General features: G+C 40.8%; 15 protein-coding genes. 8 read left to right on the top strand and 7 right to left on the bottom strand.

Going from position 1 to position 19,033, the window contains the following annotated elements:
* Positions 1 to 108 precede the first annotated feature (108 nt).
* Together CXF74_RS11455 and CXF74_RS11450 are read right to left on the bottom strand one after the other, a co-directional pair.
* Positions 109 to 1,692 (bottom strand): ATP-binding protein, encoded by a 1,584-nt coding sequence (locus CXF74_RS11455; protein WP_101082579.1) that lies wholly within the window; start codon positions 1,690 to 1,692, stop codon positions 109 to 111.
* Complete coding sequence (locus CXF74_RS11450) at positions 1,689 to 2,636, bottom strand: ABC transporter substrate-binding protein (RefSeq protein ID WP_101082578.1); 948 nt, start codon at positions 2,634 to 2,636, stop codon at positions 1,689 to 1,691. Before CXF74_RS11450 ends, CXF74_RS11455 begins: the two co-directional genes overlap by 4 nt.
* Before the next feature lie 161 nt (positions 2,637 to 2,797).
* On the opposite strand from CXF74_RS11450, the gene CXF74_RS11445 reads away from it, so the two are divergent.
* Entirely contained in the window at positions 2,798 to 3,094 is a 297-nt protein-coding gene (locus CXF74_RS11445; RefSeq protein ID WP_101082577.1) for an MGMT family protein, read from the top strand.
* A gap of 68 nt (positions 3,095 to 3,162) precedes the next feature.
* On the opposite strand, the gene CXF74_RS11440 is transcribed toward CXF74_RS11445, so the two are convergent.
* Both CXF74_RS11440 and CXF74_RS11435 read right to left on the bottom strand, forming a co-directional pair.
* On the bottom strand, positions 3,163 to 4,089 hold the full coding sequence (locus CXF74_RS11440; RefSeq protein ID WP_101082576.1) for a M15 family metallopeptidase: 927 nt from the start codon (positions 4,087 to 4,089) through the stop codon (positions 3,163 to 3,165).
* An 81-nt stretch (positions 4,090 to 4,170) separates the two neighbouring features.
* Positions 4,171 to 6,879, bottom strand: coding sequence for a bifunctional acetate--CoA ligase family protein/GNAT family N-acetyltransferase (locus CXF74_RS11435; RefSeq protein WP_101082575.1), 2,709 nt, complete (start codon positions 6,877 to 6,879; stop codon positions 4,171 to 4,173).
* A 518-nt stretch (positions 6,880 to 7,397) separates the two neighbouring features.
* On the opposite strand from CXF74_RS11435, the gene CXF74_RS11430 reads away from it, so the two are divergent.
* Both CXF74_RS11430 and CXF74_RS11425 read left to right on the top strand, forming a co-directional pair.
* Entirely contained in the window at positions 7,398 to 8,756 is a 1,359-nt protein-coding gene (locus tag CXF74_RS11430; protein ID WP_101082574.1) for an MATE family efflux transporter, read from the top strand.
* Between the two features lie 51 nt (positions 8,757 to 8,807).
* Entirely contained in the window at positions 8,808 to 9,602 is a 795-nt protein-coding gene (locus CXF74_RS11425) for a hypothetical protein (protein WP_101082573.1), read from the top strand.
* Here CXF74_RS11425 and CXF74_RS11420 read toward each other — a convergent pair.
* Positions 9,599 to 10,420, bottom strand: a complete 822-nt coding sequence (locus CXF74_RS11420; RefSeq protein ID WP_101082572.1) for a GGDEF domain-containing protein — start codon at positions 10,418 to 10,420, stop codon at positions 9,599 to 9,601. The two genes, CXF74_RS11425 and CXF74_RS11420, sit on opposite strands and share 4 nt — an antisense overlap.
* A 149-nt stretch (positions 10,421 to 10,569) precedes the next feature.
* A complete protein-coding gene (locus CXF74_RS11415) occupies positions 10,570 to 11,745 on the bottom strand; it encodes an MFS transporter (RefSeq protein WP_101082571.1) in 1,176 nt (391 codons plus the stop codon).
* A 114-nt stretch (positions 11,746 to 11,859) separates the two neighbouring features.
* Between CXF74_RS11415 and CXF74_RS11410 the strand changes: the two genes are divergently transcribed.
* The 5 genes from CXF74_RS11410 (at position 11,860) to epd (ending at position 18,292) form a co-directional block, all read left to right on the top strand.
* Positions 11,860 to 12,513, top strand: a complete 654-nt coding sequence (locus CXF74_RS11410; protein WP_101082597.1) for a regulatory protein RecX — start codon at positions 11,860 to 11,862, stop codon at positions 12,511 to 12,513.
* Positions 12,514 to 12,527: 14 nt separating this feature from the next.
* A complete protein-coding gene (gene radA, locus CXF74_RS11405; protein WP_101082570.1) occupies positions 12,528 to 13,943 on the top strand; it encodes a DNA repair protein RadA in 1,416 nt (471 codons plus the stop codon).
* Complete coding sequence (locus CXF74_RS11400) at positions 13,943 to 14,461, top strand: class I SAM-dependent methyltransferase (protein ID WP_101082569.1); 519 nt, start codon at positions 13,943 to 13,945, stop codon at positions 14,459 to 14,461. Before radA ends, CXF74_RS11400 begins: the two co-directional genes overlap by 1 nt.
* 1,006 nt (positions 14,462 to 15,467) lie before the next feature.
* On the top strand, positions 15,468 to 17,000 hold the full coding sequence (locus CXF74_RS11390; protein WP_101082568.1) for a phospholipase D family protein: 1,533 nt from the start codon (positions 15,468 to 15,470) through the stop codon (positions 16,998 to 17,000).
* A 239-nt stretch (positions 17,001 to 17,239) separates the two neighbouring features.
* On the top strand, positions 17,240 to 18,292 hold the full coding sequence (gene epd, locus CXF74_RS11385) for an erythrose-4-phosphate dehydrogenase (RefSeq protein ID WP_101082567.1): 1,053 nt from the start codon (positions 17,240 to 17,242) through the stop codon (positions 18,290 to 18,292).
* A 466-nt stretch (positions 18,293 to 18,758) separates the two neighbouring features.
* Here epd and CXF74_RS11380 read toward each other — a convergent pair.
* A partial coding sequence (locus CXF74_RS11380; protein WP_157822390.1) for a calcium-binding protein occupies positions 18,759 to 19,033 on the bottom strand: 275 nt, incomplete at its 5' end.

The following is a 19,033-nucleotide window of genomic DNA, read 5'->3' as shown; positions in this document are numbered from 1 at the left end:
GATTCTATTTTTATGACTTAATTTAAATCGTTTTTTGTACCTAATAATGTACAAAGTTGTTGCTTATCAAATAGCTTTGCACAGTTACAATGTGTTTTTTGAATACCCTCAGATATTGCCTTCCTGTGAATTAATGGTCTGTTTATTGATGCTATACAGTAACGGCACTTCAAGTGTAAAGGTGCTGCCTTTCATCTTTTGACTTTCTACTGAAATCTTAGCGCACATTAAATCACATAACTGTTTACACATCGCAAGCCCCATACCGCAACCTGCATATTCACGTGTTGAGCTGTTATCCCCCTGATTGAAGGACTCAAAAAGATGTTTTTTGGTCTCTGAATCCATGCCAATTCCACTATCTTGGATAACCACATTAAGCAGTGCATTTTTCTCATCAAGACAGTCTATCGTGGCGCTGATACGAATCGCCCCTTGCGGGGTAAATTTAATGGCATTATTAATCAACTCCATCACAACACTGGTTAGACGTTTTTCATCACCACTAAATAGGTAACCTTCGAGCGTCTCATAAGTTGAGAAAAGAGTAATACCTTTTGCGCTTGCTTCAGGGACCATTAGCTTAATAATATCGGCTAATAATTGCGTCGCTTTAAAATGACCTTGTTGAAGTTGTTCACGCCCAGACTCAATGCTGGAGAAGTCCAACATAGTGGTCACTAATGATAATAAATGTTCGCTGCTTTGACTCGCGCCCTGCACATACTTGTCTTGAACATCTGTTAATGGACTGCTTTTCAACAAATATAATAACCCTTTAATGCCGTTAATCGGCGTGCGTATTTCATGGCTTATTGTGGCTAAAAAGTCTGATTTAGCTTGGGTCACCACTTCAGCCTGTTGCTTGGCCATGTTCAGTTGTTGGGTTCTTTTCTCCACTTTTTCTTCTAGTTTTTTATTAAAATCGAGCACTTCTTCTTTAGCCACCGAGAGTTCTTTTATCATGTCATTAAAGCGATGTTGCAGTTGATCAAGTTCATTATCTTTTTGCGTATCAATGTCTATGGGTGCAGTCGATAAATTATCAAACTTAACTTTAACCACCGCCTCTATAAATTTATTTAACGGCGCTAATAACAAACGCTTGCTAACAATCCAAAAGATAAAGCCGAGGGCTATACCTTTGATCAAAGCATTAATGACCAAAAATATAAAACCAAATTGGACACGATCTAAAATAACGGATGAGCCAGAATAAAGCGTCACCCTGCCTATCTGTTTATCGGTACCGTAAATAGTGTAATTAATGGGGAATTGATAGGAAAAAATATCCTCTGTTGTTGCACTAGCAACAGCCAAACGATCACCATTGATGGCCAAATTTACTATTTGTTGTGCCTCATTAGTTACCAACCCTTTTCCACCTAAGGGCACAAATTCATCACCTTGGGAGCGTTCAATTTTAATACCCACAATAATAGCCGACTCGGAAATACCTAATACAATATCCTTCACTTGTTCTTTGTCTAAGTTCCATACGGCTTTGGCAATAACAGGCCCGTAAATATCTTGATAAGCGTTTAACTCACTCTTAATGCGCTGCTGCGTGTATTTGTATTCACTGATGATATGCACCGACGTCACTATTACGGCCACCAAACAGTACAAAACAAACACAACATTAAATAACTGTGTGGCGATAGAACGCTTTTCTCGAAAAAGAAATTTCATAATTTACAATCCGTGACTATCCAGGTTTTCCATAAGCGTTTATTTTCTGTTAACCATCTTGTCGCAGCTTGTTGATAGGAGAGTTTTTCAACATCAACCAACGCCGACACCGCTGAAATTTGTTGGTTAGTAAAGTTGATATTTTGCAGGGTATTGAAGGCACATTTGGCCTCGGTTTTGAGCTGTATTGATGCAGCTTTTTTAAGCCAGCCTCCTTTAGGATTACCGCAGTCGTAGAGGAATTCTTTATTTTCACCCCAGCTTGATTCGGTTTCACATTTTCTATCGTAAGCAGGAAACTCAACAAATTTACCTTGGTAGCGCGACTCAACCCAATTAGGAGTCCAATTGAATAATACAATCGGTTGTAATGCAGTGAGCGATTTTTCGAGTTCGACCCAGAGGTCATCCCCGTTTTCGACAGTGTGCACAACAAAGTCCATTTCTAATGCTCTTATTCTTGCTTCATCGGGTTTTTCCCACGGGCCCGCAAAATAAACCCCTTTTTGATTGGAGCCTTCGCGCGCAAATAATGGCGCACAAGCTTTCAGCGCTTTCCAGTCCGGTAAACCAGGGCACAATTTTTCAATATAATCAGGGTACCACCAGTCCTCTCGCGTTTTGGCACTGTGTTCACCCGCGCTCATAAATAGACCGTCTTCTACCATGCGATTAAAGGGTTCAGCCATGGTGCCTTCCCAGACTTCAACTTGCACATCCGACACTCCGTAAGCGAGTGCGCCCCATTGCTCAGAAATAGCCATTGGTTGATAGATAACCTGATAACCCATCTGCTTAAAAATATCCCCAGTGATATAAGAAAGCACCACCTGGCTAGTCCAATTATTAACGATTATTTTTACGCGATGGCGCTCTGTCGCCTGTATTGATGTACTATGAAGATTCAATATGATAGTAATAATTAACAGATAGAATGTTTTCATGTGCCACCTTCAGGTTGGTTAAACACTGAGTATAGTTTCACATTTAGATATTTAACCTGAATTTTGGATAAGCAACGCTCCCCAATACTGCACATTTGAACATTGATCAATTAACGCGAAATATTTATTAACTAATAACAAGGCCAACAGGGTATTTAAACATGACGGAATTTGAATCTTCTCTGTACAATATTTTAGCGCGATTACCGCAAGGAAAGCTCACCACTTATGGGCAACTTGCTAAACAATGTGGCTATCCGAGTCATGCCCGCCTAGTGGGTAGAACCTTATCGAAACTGCCTAAAGACACTAAATTACCTTGGTTTCGAGTGGTCAATAGTCAGGGAAAAATATCACTTGCTGGGGATGCCTTTATCAGACAAAAAGAGCAGTTAAGCGCGGAAGGAATAGACATTAATGAGAGTGGGAAAGTAGTAAATTTTCGCCACTATTTATAACTTGAACTTGAATGACGCAGAGACTCGACTTGATCATCAGCATGAACAAATCGAGTTTGATTTTCAATCTATTTAACCTGAGCTCTAACGCATAATTCAGAGCGTTGCAAAGGTGCTTTGATTGCTGCTAATACCTTTTCAGGGGATTGCTTGAAGGTCTCATTCAACGATGTCACCTTCAGATTCGTTTTTAAATATACGCTATAGTCATTCACGCGATGCTCAGCGTAAGCCCCCGGATACATGGCTTTACAGCTTTGATACCAGCCCACGTAATTATCAAAAAACTGGGTCGCATTTGTTGTTGTCATGGCAGTCATTAAATAAGCCATATCACGACTCACCTGAAAGTGTTGATAATCAATCGGCGTATTCCAAAAACCTCCCCAGTATAAAAAGCCGCTATCTGCGAAGGTCGTTAATACGTCTTCGGCAAAGCCATTTCTTTCTGCTTTGGCATATCTATATTTCATTCTATTTGCGTACTTAGCGCCCTCTACCGGACTAATCGTTGACTGCCCTTGCTCTGCAAATTCAATAAAAGGATTTTGTTTGGGATTAATATCAATCGCTAATCCGTAAGCATGAATAGAAAGCGATGATTTTCCTGCGATAGGACGATAATTAAAGGCAGAGGTATTATTCGCCGCCATGGATTGATTATCATCACCTTGGTAATTGAAAATCGGTTGCGCCTGTTGAATAGGAAATTTCAGTGCATATAAACGCTCAAAAATAGTCGCTACATGACTGGCAACCGCATCCAATACAATCACTTCACCGTTGTTATGTGACTGCCCCTCAAAATCCATATAATCAAAATTCACCGCACGTAAACGATCACATTGCACGGGAGCATCAGGCGTTAGTACACCCGCCTCAACCATTTTTTGACATCTTTGTTCGGATAACTCAGCAACACTTGAATCCGCCAATAACATCGGAGAGACTAAGGTAAGCGCGAGGGGTAATAGGGTTAGTGTCTGTCTTTTCATTGTTTTTTTCACTTAGTATTTATTGAGTGTTTATTTACGTTTGTTTATTGGCTAACGCGTTTTTGCTCGTTAGCCAGCGGTTCATTTTTCACTAAGGGCTTCATCATCATGTAATAACAACGACATATTAATCACCCCCTCTTCGATATCGCGTTTAACCACAAAACCTAGTTTTTTGGCCAGTGTTGCCATGCCAATATTAGACAGCATAGTCATGCCTGATAAATAAGTGGTGCCTTTGGTTTTTTGATAACGAATCAATTTATTCAAGAGAATTTTACCTAGCCCTAAGCCTTGTAAATCGGAACGTACAATCATTGCAAATTCAGCATCAATGTTATCAGGATCAATAGAAGCACGTATCACAGCCAGCGTTTCCTGCTCATTGTTTTCATCAATACGCACGGCAATAAAGGCCATTTCACGTTCGTAATCTATCTGCGTCAGAATCGCCATTTCCTCATGGCTCATTTTACCTCGTTGCGAAAAATAGCGTTTATAACGGTCTTCCTCGGTTAAGGCTGCATCAAACAGTTGATGACGCGCTTCGTCTTCCGCAATAATCGGGCGAATAAGGACATCTTGACCATTTTTTAAGGCGATGGTTTCTTCAAGTTGTTTTGGATAAGGACTGATCGCAAGCTGACCAAAATAACCTTCGCTGGCTAATGCGAGGTGGATTTGGCTATCTAATATGGTGACTTGATCGCCAACCACTAAAACTGGATTAAGGTCTAAATCTTTAATTTCAGGATTATCCAGTAACATCTGTGAAATACGCGTTAATAATAAACACACCGCATCCATATCAAAATCTTGGGCGGCACGTTTAATCTTAATTTTTTTGTCTTTTATGCCCTGAATCATTAAATAACGGGCTAAGGCCATGTTCAGAGGCGGCAAGGCAACCACTGCATTTTCTAGTGTCGTTTGTAAATCACGTGCATCACTCTCTTGCGAAATCGCAATAATAGGTCCAAAGGTAGGATCCTGTTTAATCATCACTCGTAACTCTAAGCCAATACCACTGGCGACCATTTTCTGTAGCGTAAACCCGGTTAAACGCGCATCGGGTAACATGCTTTTCACACGTTTATTAATCGCGCTTAACCCTAAAAACAACTCCTGTTGATTATTGATATTCAAGATCACGCCATGAACCTGAGATTTGTATTCGATATCGGGAGAGTTAATTTTGACCGCCAGCGGGAAACCTATCTCTTTACCGAGTTCCAGCGCCTGCTCTTCATTGGCCGCCACTTCAGTTTCAATGGTATTCAAGTGGTAAGCGGCTAATAAAGGCGTGGCTAAATAGGTATCAAGCTTGGTGCTTAATGTTTCAGGATGCACAATGCCTTTTATATATTCATTAGCATATTGGCTATCGTAAACCAGATTTTCAGGCAAAGTTGTGGGCGTTTCTAATAATAATTTTTTGTTACGACGGTATTGCACTAAATGCATAAAGGCAGTAATTGCGCCTTTAGGGGTTCTTAAGGTGGGAATTTTTGCTTGTGAAAAAAGTAATCGCGCAGGTTTAGCCGCATCTTCACCTGTCCAATTGGTAAGAATATTAACTTGTTTACGTTTAGGGTGGTTTTGTATGACATCAATGATCGCTTTGGCGCTGTTTTCACTGTCAGAAAGCGCAGAAGGCGAATGCATAATCAAGATAGCATCAACCTGATCGCTGTCCATTAAATGACTAAGTGCTGTGGCATAACGTTTAGGGTCGGCATCACCAATCATATCAATCGGGTTATTACGCGACCAGTTTTTCGGTAAGCAACTATCTAATTTGGCTAATAAGGCTTCATCTAATTCAGCTAATCGCCCGCCTTCACTGACTAAGTTATCAACGGCTAAAATACCTAAACCGCCACCGTTAGTAATAATGGCTAATCGTTCGCCGTGCAGGTAATTAGAATAAGCCAACGTTTCAACCGCGGCAAATAACTCATGTAAATCATGTACACGCAGCATTCCTGCACGTTTAATAGCCGCATCATAAACACTATCGTGACCAAATTGGCCTTTACTGTGTAGCGCAGCCGCTTTTGCGCCAAGCAGAGAACTGCCTGCTTTAATCACTAATACCGATTTGTGTTGTGCAATCGCGCGGGCTGCCGATAAAAATGCGCGTGCATCTTTAATGCTATCGATATACAAGAGAATGGATTGGGTTTTACTATCACGTGCTAAATAATCTAATAATTCGGCAAACGAGATATCTTGCGCGTCACCTAAGGAAACAAAGGCCGAAAAACCAATCTGTTTGCTGTTTGCCCAATCTAACACTGTGGTGCAAACCGCTGCCGATTGCGAGACAAAAGCGATATTGCCTTTTAAGGCACTGCAATGTGCCAAGCTTGCGTTTACTTGAGCATAAGGGTTAATAATGCCTAAACTACTCATGCCTAATAAACGAATTTTTAATTTTTTAGCCAGTGCATAAACGTTAGCCGCAACCACATGATCACTTTCAGTGGCCACCACAATCGCAGAATGACAACCTTTGTCAGCCAGTGCCTGCAATATTTCAGCAAGACGAAATTCGTTAGTACAAATAACAGCAAGTTCAGGCACGATAGGTAAATCGTCGATGGATTTATAGGCAAGCACCCCATGCACGGATTTGTATTTTGGCGAAACGGGCATTATCGGGCCATTAAAACCTTCCGACAACAGGTTATTCATCACTAAATAACCGGCACGATGTGGTTGCACTGAAGCGCCAATAACCGCTATCGATTTTGGATTGAAAAAGTGTTTAAGTGTTTGTAAGCCCATAATAAATTCCCCTTTTGCTGTAACTGCATTGAGTTTACTCGGCAGAGTCGTTCATGCTTAACTTTTTTATAAAAACATGTGTTTGATCATGACTATTCATACCCATGCTACTTCAAGATGCAAAGTCAGCAAGGTAAATTGTGCCGAGATACTAGGCATAAAATTGAAGCCTAGTCATTCTAAGTCGAATTTTTATAACGACGTAGATGGGTACAAGTTATCTTGCCCTACAGGGCGCAAGCTCGCTTCTTATTCAACCATGGCAGATCCGCGTTACAACAATCAAAAAGTGAATAACAATAAGGGATTAACGTCTTTTTTAATCCTACCGTTAGAAGGTTCACGTAGTTAACGTTCGATAGGTTATCTCATGTTGTGCCTTGCTCTGACTCTCGAGCTTGTGCCTGACAAAACATCTTGAGGCAGCATGGGTATATTACGAAAAATAATCACATTCGCCATTGCTACCCGAATACGATAGGAATAGACTGAATCTTTGCTTTTTATCCGGAGTGCGTGTGTCCTATTCTCAAGAAACCACTAAGATTCTTAAACTTAGTATTCCCCTTTTTATTGCTCAATTTGCGCAAATGGCAATGGGGTTTGTTGATACCATCATGGCCGGCGGTGTCAGCGCCTATGACATGGCAGCTGTTTCAATTGCCTCAAGTCTTTGGCTCCCATGTATCTTATTTGGTGTGGGTGTATTAATGGCGTTAATCCCATTAACCGCGCAAGCACATGGCGCCAATAAGTTAGAAGAAATTCCAGTGACCGGTCAACAGGGTTTATACCTCGCGTTACTGCTGTCTATTCCTATTATTGCCATTCTCTATAACGCCGGTGCGATTGTCGGTTATATGGATATTGAACCCGCATTACAAAAAATAACCACCGAGTACCTGTATGCGGTATTACCTGCTGTACCCGCTTTTTTACTCTTTCAAGCATTACGAAATTATATTGAAGGTCTTTCCCTTACCAAACCTGCGATGGTGATTGGTTTTATTGGTTTATTAGTGAACATTCCACTGAACTGGATATTTGTTTACGGTAAGTTTGGTATGCCAGCAATGGGGGGTGTCGGTTGTGGTGTCGCAACAACATTGGTTTACTGGTTTATGTTATTTGCATTAGTGGGTTACGTGTATTTCACTAAAAAATTAGCGCAATACCCACTGTTTAAAAACGTCGCAAAACCTAATTTTAAGCACCTGGTCAGTATTTCTAAACTGGGTTTACCAGTGGCTGTTGCGATGTTCTTTGAGGTCACTATCTTTGCCGGTATTGCTGTTTTAGTCGCGCCACTTGGCGCATTAGTGGTTGCTTCGCACCAAATCGCAATGAACTTCTCAAGTATGGTCTTTATGTTACCAATGAGTATCGCCAGCGCAGTAAGCATTCGTGTTGGTTTTAACCTTGGACAGAAAAACAATCGTGGCGCTAAAGTCGCTACTTATGCAGGTCTGGCTGTGGGTCTCGGTCTATCAGCGATTACCGCGTTATTAACCATTATCTTTAAAGAAGATATTGCGATGCTCTATACCGATAACCAAGAAGTTATCGAATTAGCCTTAGTATTAATGTTCTTTGCCGCACTGTATCAATGTGTTGATGCTATTCAGGTAGTGGCAGCAGGTGCGTTACGTGGTTATAAAGAGATGACCGCCATTTTCACCCGTACCTTTATCGCTTATTGGGTTGTCGGTTTACCATTGGGTTATGTACTCGCAATGACAGATTGGCTTATCGAACCTTTGGGCGCAAAAGGTTTTTGGGTTGGTATTACCGTCGGGTTAACCGTGGCCGCCATTTTATTAGGGCAACGATTATTTGTAATACAAAACAGATTAAACACCCGATTGATCACAAAATGATCAAACACAATAAGCTATCATCTGGCTTCGATTTACCTTGAGAAGGATCTCATGTTTAATTTTTTAAAAACAAAACCGTTACTCGCAGATGAGGATGCTCTGTGGATTTTATCGACTTTTCATTGGGCGCTCACTGAATTTGACAGTGCGGAGTTTTTCCAGCGCACGCAGCTCATTGAGCCCAGTGATAAGTTCTTCCCCGGCGCCGTTGATAGTCATCAAGCGATGGCTAGCACTGTCTTTAATGCGACACTTAAATATACCGGTCTTAGCCATTGGCCGATGCAGCTGATACACCCGGCTAACTTTAATAGCACTCCACCTCCTTTCTTGAATTTAGATTTTAGCGAGGGCATTAAACGTAACTCTTCAGCGCAACCTATCATGCCACTGCACAGTGAGTTTCCGTTAGCGATTACCTATAATATTAATCAAACACTTAAACCCGAAGATCTCAGTGCTAGCTTTGCCCATTATATGACGCAGCACTTGGTCGCTCAGTCACAATTAGTGCCGATGGGAGGGAAAAAGTATTTTGCAGAAGCGACCGAAATAGTGGCGGTGTTTATGGGGTTTGGCATTTTAATGTCTAATTCGGCTTATACCTTTAGAGGCAGTTGTGGGCGTTGTTATAATGCAGATGCAAATCGTCATGCGAGTTTATCGGAAGATAAAATGATTTTTGCCTTGGCGATATTTTGTCACTTGAAAGGCATTGAAAGCAATCGTGTTAATAAACACTTAAAGAAGTATTTACGCAGTTACTTTAAACAAGCGCTAAAGCAAATTGAGACTTATCCTATTCAGCTTGCTTTATTAGCGACTAGCAACCTACAACCCGCTTAAGCTGAAACTTGGTTACGGCCATTTTCTTTAGCAATATATAAATGCTCATCGGCTGCATCAAACAAGGTTTCAGCCGATTGATCATTATCTAAATAATTCGCCACACCAAAACTACAAGTCACGTCTCGTGCTAAGAAAAACGCATCATTAATGTCGCCTTCATCGGAGAGAATATTGGCTTTTGATAAATCAAAGGCAGTCACATGATTCAAGCCATAATTACCAATCTGTAAACGTTCATCAATCACTAAGCGTAAACGCTCCGCTACTAATGTTGCTTCGTGTAAACTGGTTTCAGGTAATAGAATAAGAAACTCTTCACCACCATATCGGTAGGCAAAATCAGTGGGACGTAATGTTTCTGTTAATAACTTACCAAAGAGAGCCAGCGTATCGTCGCCAGCGGAATGTCCAAAATCATCATTAATCGCTTTGAATTTATCTAAATCACACATTATTAGCGAAAAATCAGCCAATTGTCCGAGGTAAATTTCGCTTTCAAGGCTTATTAACTTGCGGTTTAAATACTCTTTTTTCTTTAACCCGGTTAAATTATCAAGTGAGAGGTTATTTATCTCGTTAAGGTTTTTGGCCGCTAAGTCTAAACGTCCATCCTCAAGATGTTGATTATGGGAATCAACAAAGGCGTAGTTCATGGTATCTCGGTAAAAGAACTCACACTGTAATTCACTGGTTGTGCGTTTTGCATCTTCTAAATCTGGCGTTTTAATGAAATCCAATAACGAAAAAAAAGCGTTCGAAAAACGAAACCCAGTGTCCAGTTCAATCTCTTCCCCCTGTTGGTTTAAAACGTTCATATAATTCCTTTTGCATGAAACTTAATTTTAACTGTAACTAAATAATAGACCTATGATACTTTAAGATGCAAAAGCGACAAAGAAAATGCATAACATAAAGTGCCAATACTGTATAAAACTCACACTACCAATAACAACACCTTTATTCTTTAAGCACCTTTTACCTGTCCACGTTGCCAGTAATAAATGGCCATCACCACAACCAGTAACATCGGTAAACTAATGTAGATTAAGATTTCCCAGCCAAATTGATACAATACCCAACCCGACGAAAGTGACGCCAGTGCTTGAATGCTAAAAACGCTGAATTCATTTAATGCTTGCACTTTAAAGCGCTCATTGTCTTTATACGATTGCGGTAATAATGACGTTCCACTAACAAACAGAAAATTCCAACCAATACCTAATAAAATAAGCGCGATCCAATAATGTAATAAACTACGATCAATTAAGGCAATAACGGCACACAAAACAAAAGCCAATACGCCTGTCATCATCATTTTCGCTACGCCATAACGGCGAATAAGAAAACCGCTAAAAAAGGAAGGAATAAACATCGCCATAATGTGGCTTTGAATCACCCACTTGGTATCCGCTAAACTATGACCATCATGAATATGCATACTCATCGGGGTCGCGGTCATAATAAAACTCATCACCGCATAACCCACGGTGGCAGCCAAAAGCGCGACCCAAAAAACAGGTTGCTTGATAATCGTTGTTAAGGGTCGACCTTCTGATGTTTGTGTTTCGCTGTGTATATGATTCGGACGATATAAAAACAGTAATGTTGTTGCTAACAGATAAAGCCCTGCTAACGACAAATAAGCGCCCGCAAAGGGTTGCGCAAACATATCTTTACTTAGTAGCGCCAATTCAGGGCCAATAATGGCAGCTGCCAATCCACCTAATAATACTTTAGCGGCGGCACTGGCCATCTGATCAGGCGAGACACTTTCCATGGCAGCAAAACGATATTGCTGCACATAAGCTAAACCTGCCCCGAGTAAAAACGTACCAAAACAAAACAGCTCAAAATGGCTTTTCATAATAGCAACACAGGTAACAAGCGATCCAACAATGCTAGTACAGGTACCTAAAATAAAGACACGTTTACGTCCAAAGCGTTGCATCAACATCGTCACAGGAATAACCGCCAAGGCCGTACCCACAATCATCAAAGCCAGTGGTAATGTCGCTAATGTTTCAGAGGGTGCTAACGCGCTGCCAATAATACCACCGGTAAAAACCACAATAGAGGCGGCCGACATCGCAAGCGCACCGACACACATTAATAACCAAACATTAAAGGGAACTTTTATCATGCATACTCTTCAAATTTGAAAGACAATAAAAAAACCTAACATAACGATTTTAAAGCGAACAAGCACGTGCTTTTGCGTTATTATTATTATTTATTTCTCAAAAGTAGCCTTAATGTGTTTAACAAACCGATAAAACCCGCAACAGACATTGAAGGCGTAAAGCGTTCTGCTTTTTGGCATTTAGGCAGACGTGATCATAGCGAGCATGAATTACGCGTTAAGCTCGCCCGTAAAACCGATAACCAACAATGGATTGATGACGTTATTGAGGCCTGTTATGAATATCGCTACCTCGATGATGCACGTTTTGTAGAGTCCTTTATGCGTAGCGCGCAAAACAAAGGTTTTGGCATTAATCGTATTCAACGCGATCTGAAACTCAAAGGCATTCCTGAACAGCTCTGCAGTGAGCACTTTCAAAACAATGATTTTGACTATATAAACAGTGCCACCGAGTTACTTCAAAAGCGTTATCACGAGCGCATTGAAAACGCCCATTTGAAACAAAAAGTGATGGCCTTCCTGCAAAACAAGGGGCATAATTTTGAGCATATATTCAGTGCTATTGAATGTCATAATGAGCACTTCCCCCTCGAAGAATATGACGCCATTGCTGATGCGCTTGCCCTACTTTCAGGTAAGTTTCGTGTTGAAATTGAAGGCAAAGCGTTACAAGACAAAGCAAAGCGTTTTTTAATCTCGCGCGGCTATTCGTTTAATGACTGCCAAAAAGCAATCAAAGAATTTAATTTACAAATTACTGACTAATAAGAGTATTTCCCATGGCCAAAGCAAAAACAAAAATCGCCTACGTATGTAGTGAATGTGGTGCAGACTTCACCAAATGGCAGGGTCAATGTGCCGAGTGTAAAGCGTGGAATACCATCACTGAATTTCGTGAAGCCACCAGTACTACAAAATCAGTAAATGCAGCAGTGCAACGTAATAACAATGGCGGTTATGCGGGTATCGGTGCGGGCACGGGTGTGCAGCGTATTAGCGACGTTAAAGTAGAAAATGCGACACGTATTTCTACCGGCCTTTCTGAATTAGACAGAGTATTAGGTGGCGGGATTACCCTAGGTTCGGTGGTATTAATCAGTGGTGACCCGGGATCTGGTAAAACCACACTACTCACTAAAGTGGCTGAAGTCATGTCACAGACCATGAATACCCTTTATGTTACCGCCGAGGAAAGTTTAAGCCAGTGGGCTAAACGTGGTATTGAGCGTCTTAAGCTTAATTTTAATGAAGGCCAATTTATGCTTTCCGATACCGATTCCCTTGAAGACATCGTGGATCAATGTATTGAAAACAACATCAAATTCTTAATTGCTGACTCGATTCAAGCCTTTGAATCAAATACTGTTGATGGAACCGCAGGTGGTGTGACGCAGGTAAAAACCTGTGCAAAAATATTAAACCGATTATGCAAACAACACGGTATTACCCTGATTTTAGTGGGCCAAGTAAATAAAAATTCACAAATGGCCGGCCCACAAACACTGAAACATATTATCGATACCGCGATTCATATTGAAGTGAATGATGCTTCGGTGCGTATTTTACGTGCCGATAAAAACCGTTTTGGTGATACCGAACAAGTGGGTATTTTCCAGATGACTGAATTTGGTATGCGCTCGGTAGATAACCCAAGTCGCCTGTTTTTATCGGGCAGTGAAGAGCATTTTGAAGGCTCTGCTATTTCCGTGATTAAAGATGGTTCGCGTAATTTATTAATTGAAATTCAAGCACTGGCCACTGAAGTGGAAGGTGAAAAATCGATTCGTAACTGTATCGGGGTTTCTTATAGTCGTTTATCACTGATCACCGCCGTGCTGAAAAAACACGGAGGCATACCCACTTATTACGATATTAATATCAGTTTAGTGGGCGGTCTTAAAATGGCCGATTCGGAAACCTCAACAGACATGGCAGTTATGGCGGCGTTACTGAGCTCAATTAACTCAAAACCGTTACCAGTGGATGCCGTGTTTATCGGCGAAGTGGCGCTCACGGGCGAATTACGCCAAGTGCCACAAATCGTGCCTCGTGTTCGCGAAGCCTTGAGCCACGGTAAGAAACAAATTTTCATCCCTAAGGTGGCTTATCACAAGTCGATGGAACAGTTTGTCAAAGGCGATCAAAGTATTCAGCCCCTTAATAATATTAAAGCACTGATTGAGGCGTTGAGTTAATGCCTCATTCACCTTTATTAACTGAATTTAAAACCTTGTTTAAAGCGCAAGGAAAACCGATATTGGATCTTGCCTGCGGCAGTGGTCGTAATGGTTTGTATCTGCATGAGCAAGGTTTTCCCGTGCACTTTTCTGATAAAAATAGTGAAGCGTTGTTAACCTTACAGGCTGAACATAGCATCAGTACAGAGCAATGCTTCTATGCTGATTTTGAGCTTGGTGAAAAGGTATTAAAGGCAGAGAGTTATCAAGCTATTATTGTGTTTCGTTATCTACATCGTCCCTTAATGGAAGAGATAAAAGCAGCGCTGGTGCCCGGTGGTTTAATCATCTACGAAACCTTTACAACAGAAAACAGACAGTTTGGACGGCCAAATAGAGATGCTTTTTTATTACAACCGAATGAGCTAAATACTATTTTTAGCAACTGGTCTTGTTTGCATTATTTTGAAGGTATTAAACATAATCCAGATCGCGCTATTGCCCAGATAGTGTGCCAAAAACCATTTATTGAATAGTTATTATTAGAGTAACAACCTAGTTGGCGATAGATATCGAGTAGGGGGAGGATTTTGCCTCATCCCTCTCACAGAACCGTACGAACCTCGTATACGGCTCATGTAATTCACTGTTCCTTAAGAATAATAAGCAGAACACCTGTATCGCTATGTGCATATGGATTTTCCGCTCAGTCACTCTAAGTTTCAGTGTGACTTCAAGGTACTTTGAGGCTACTTTTAATGCGTTCTTTGCGCCTGATTTGAGGTGAATAATATCAATATATCATCGGCATAGCGCACTATTCGGTGTGCTCACTTCATCATTTCTTGGTCAAACTCATCTAAGTATATATTGGCAAGAAGCGGACTGATAACAAACCTTGCGGACTACCTAACTCACTTTCTTCCCAATCCCCACCAACCATTACCCCACTTTTTAGAAACTGTCTTATCAAGTTTAAGATACTACTGTCTACAATACGCTTGCACACAAACTTAATGATTAAGTTGTGGTCGAGCATATCAAAGCATTTCGACAAATCCATATCAACAACGTGTTGCTTGTTATACTTATGTATAAATAGCGTCGCTTTGCTAATGGCTTGATAACGCTTTACTGGGCAAATAAGTATAATAATGCCACATTACATTTAATATCTAACCTATGCACAACTTGTTACATTGAAAGGGTTATAGCAATCCACTTAACTATCTGATCTACCCTGCAGGTTAAAATTGCTCAATCAAAAATCTTGTTACGTAATACATCACTTTTACCTTGCCAACCCACTTAAAAACAAAAATAAGCACAGACAGTGCAATCAGTAGTTGCTTAAGGTAGTTGCTTAAGATGGTTGCTTAAATAGCAAAGTGTATTTATTCTGCCTGTTATTCATCTTGCGCGGATTTTAAAGAGTGCGAGAAAGAGTTTATCGGCCTTGCTAGCAACAATAAAAGTGCATCAAATAATGAGCCGATAAGATAATAAATAGGTTATTCAACGTTAAAAAAGGAAATCTAACAAATGCCTGTGCTCCAACGTATTAATGTCATCATGCTTTTTGTGCTCATTCTCACGGGTTGTTCATCACTGCCCGAAGAGATTAAACATTCAATTGAGCCGCTCATCGCCCCCGCACCCAGCGCATTGACCGCATTGACTGAGACTCATCAGACAGCGCAATCTCAACAGGAAACCAGTGCGGTGTTATTACAAGACACTGGTTGGGACGCATTAGCACAGCGATTAGCATTAATTGAAAGCGCCGAGCACAGCATCGATATCCAATATTACATTTGGAACTCAGACACTTCAGGCCATTACTTAGCAAAGCGCTTAATGGCGGCTGCAGAGCGTGGTGTTCGAGTGCGTGTCATGCTTGACGATATTAATCTGAACCAGCGAGAGCAACTACTCTCAGCACTGGATCTTCATCCTCAAATAGAAATCCGCATATTTAACCCTATCCCTAGTCGTCGTGGATTAACAAAATGGATCACGTTACTCAGTGATTTACCGCGTCTAAATCGCCGTATGCACAATAAATCATTTACTGTAGATGGGGTTTTATCCGTTGTTGGTGGGCGTAATATCGGCGATGAATATTTTGACTTATCCAATGAAATAAATTTCCGCGATCGTGATGTATTAGTTATGGGCGCCGTGGTAACCGATATCCAAGCGAGCTTTGCCGAATACTGGGACAGCCGCTGGTCTTACCCTGTTGACTTGCTGACCGATACCGTTTCACAAGAGCAAGCTCGATTAGGCGAAATGCCCGCACCTCAGTATAAAAATTACCCCGCGTTGCCAGAAGGCACTAAAAATGCGCATCGTTTCTTAAAGGATCTAATGAGCAAGATGACTTGGGTTAACGCAGAGTTTGTTGCTGATCGCCCTATTCCTATCGATGTCGATAATACTAAAGTACCCAAAGCAACCGCTAAATTATTAGCCGAATTAGCGCAGCAATCTGAACAAGAAATCGTATTAGAATCCGCTTATCTGATATTTGATGATCGCCAATTAGCCGCCATGCAGCGTTTGACCAACAAAGGTATTCAGATAAAAGCACTAACCAATTCAATGGCCTCTAATGATCTCGTTGCAAATCATTCTGGTTACGCAGGCCGACGCCAAGACATGCTTGAACACGGTATGCAGTTATTCGAGTTACAACCAACGACCGCACTCTGTGAACAATCGACCAAAGACATCTCCAAATGTGCACCAACAACAGCTTACGGCCTGCATGCAAAATCCGCAGTGTTTGATAGAAAAGTGGCAACCATTGGCTCTTTTAACTTCAATTTACGCTCAACCTACCTCAATACAGAATCCCTGCTAGTGATTGAACATCAAGGCATTGCAGAAAGCTTGGCCAATGATATTGAACAAGCGATGAACGAAGATAATAGCTGGCGTCTGGAGTTACATGAAGGTGACATTCGTTGGCATTCTGGGGGTAAAACCTGGCAAAGTGAGCCTGAAACAGGTCAATGGGAGCGTATGAAATCCTCTTTATTACAATTATTGCCAATAGAGCAACACTTGTAAGACTAGAAGGCGGGAAGGCGGATTAATTCAAGGCGTAAGTTGACCTACTAACGAGCGATTAACTGCGTTAATCCTCTACAGCACATTAAATAAAACCAACCATTTAATGATTAATGGTTGTTCCCTTTACGAAACTTATAACGCCGAAGTAAGTTGTTTTAACTAGCCAAATAGATCAGCTATTTATTGTAATTGGTATTACAATAACCTTCGTTTTTTATTAGGTGTGTACAGTTATTATGTCAATTAGAATTGCTATCAATGGCTACGGACGAATCGGACGTAGCATACTACGCGCATTATACGAGAGTAACCGTCAGGGTGAAATCACCATCGTGGTCATTAATGAGCTAGCGGACCCCGCGGCCATCGCGCATTTAACACAATATGATTCAACCCACGGTCGTTTCCCATTTCCTATTGAGCTACAAAACAATCAATTAAAAATTGAAAATGACATGATTGATTTGGTCCATTTTTCTAAACTCGATGAGTTGCCATGGGCACAATATGATATTGATATTGTACTCGACTGTACTGGTATTTATGGCACAAAAGCAGATGCTGATGCGCATATAGCAGCAGGCGCTAAAAAAGTGATATTTTCTCATCCCGCCAATTCAGACGTTGACGCAACAGTTGTATATGGTGTGAATCATCAACAGCTCACAGGCCAAGAAACCTATATTTCAGGCGCATCTTGCACTACTAATTGCATCGTACCTGTGATTGATATCTTAGATAAAAAGTTTGATATTAAATGTGGCACAATCACCACCATTCATTCGGCAATGAATGATCAACCCGTCATCGACGCTTACCATCCCGACCTAAGACGTACCCGTGCAGCCAGTCAGTCAATCATTCCCGTTGATACTAAACTAGCCGCCGGCATCGAGCGCATATTACCTAAATTTGCCAATAAATTTGAAGCTATTGCCGTGCGTGTGCCCACCATTAATGTCACCGCAATGGATTTAAGCATCACAGTCACTAAAAGTGTAACCATTGAAGATATTAACCAGTGTTTACTTCACGCATCACAGACTAAGCTTCCCGGCATCATGGGTTACACAGAAGCGCCATTAGTTTCAATCGATTTTAATCACGATCCACGCTCTTGCATTATTGACGGTACACAAACCCGCGTCAGTGATGGCCATTTAGTGAAGTTATTAGTCTGGTGTGATAATGAATGGGGATTTGCCAACCGACTACTAGACACCACGTTATACCTGGCGCAGTTAGCCCAAACAGCCTCAAAGAAACAATACTTTAGTGGTTTTAACTAAACAAGCAGTTGATAACCGAATGAATACGCCGGCTATATAAAAGCTGGCAATACTCACTACTAGACATTCAATTACATGAATAACAATTAAGAATCTAACTTATTATCTCTAAATGCTTTTCAAAAAATTAGTATTAGAAAAACTAAATAAACCAAGTCTTTTTTTAAACTATTTGTTACTCATACTCAAAGTACTACACACAAAAAATACGGATAGTATTGATCTAAATAGTAGTTATAAAAAAGGTAAAAACTGATTCCAATAGTTTACGATATAAAAAGTGATGAATTACCTAAATATACTTACAATGATTTGAAAGTATATTTAGGTAATTGGAAATGAAAATCGTAGAAACACAAAAATCACTTATTTTACAAATACAAGCATTGAGAATGTAATAAAAAAACCAGCTAAACTTATCATGTCCAGCTGGCTTTTATCATATTAAAGTAAGGTGAATTACCTCCTATAATTCAGGAGAAACAATCACCTCCTGATAGGGTGCTGATACTAAGTTATTAGGATCTGTAGCGACGCTCTCACCCACATCAAAACCAGACATTACAGAAACTAGTTTTGCTACCTGGTCAATAATTGGCGCTATATATTCAGGCAACTCAAAAATAGCAGTTCCTGTAATCACACTCTCATCCGCCAGTACAATCTCTTCAATGCGGTAACGACCATCCGTATACGCATTCTCAATCGTAATACTGTCCCCTGAGTCTCCGCCTCCAATAG

Source organism: Psychromonas sp. Urea-02u-13 (assembly GCF_002835995.1).
In the GTDB taxonomy this organism is placed as follows: Bacteria; Pseudomonadota; Gammaproteobacteria; order Enterobacterales; family Psychromonadaceae; genus Psychromonas.
The sequence above is the reverse complement of the archived record's forward strand: the minus strand, read 5'-3'. Positions and strand labels throughout refer to the sequence as shown.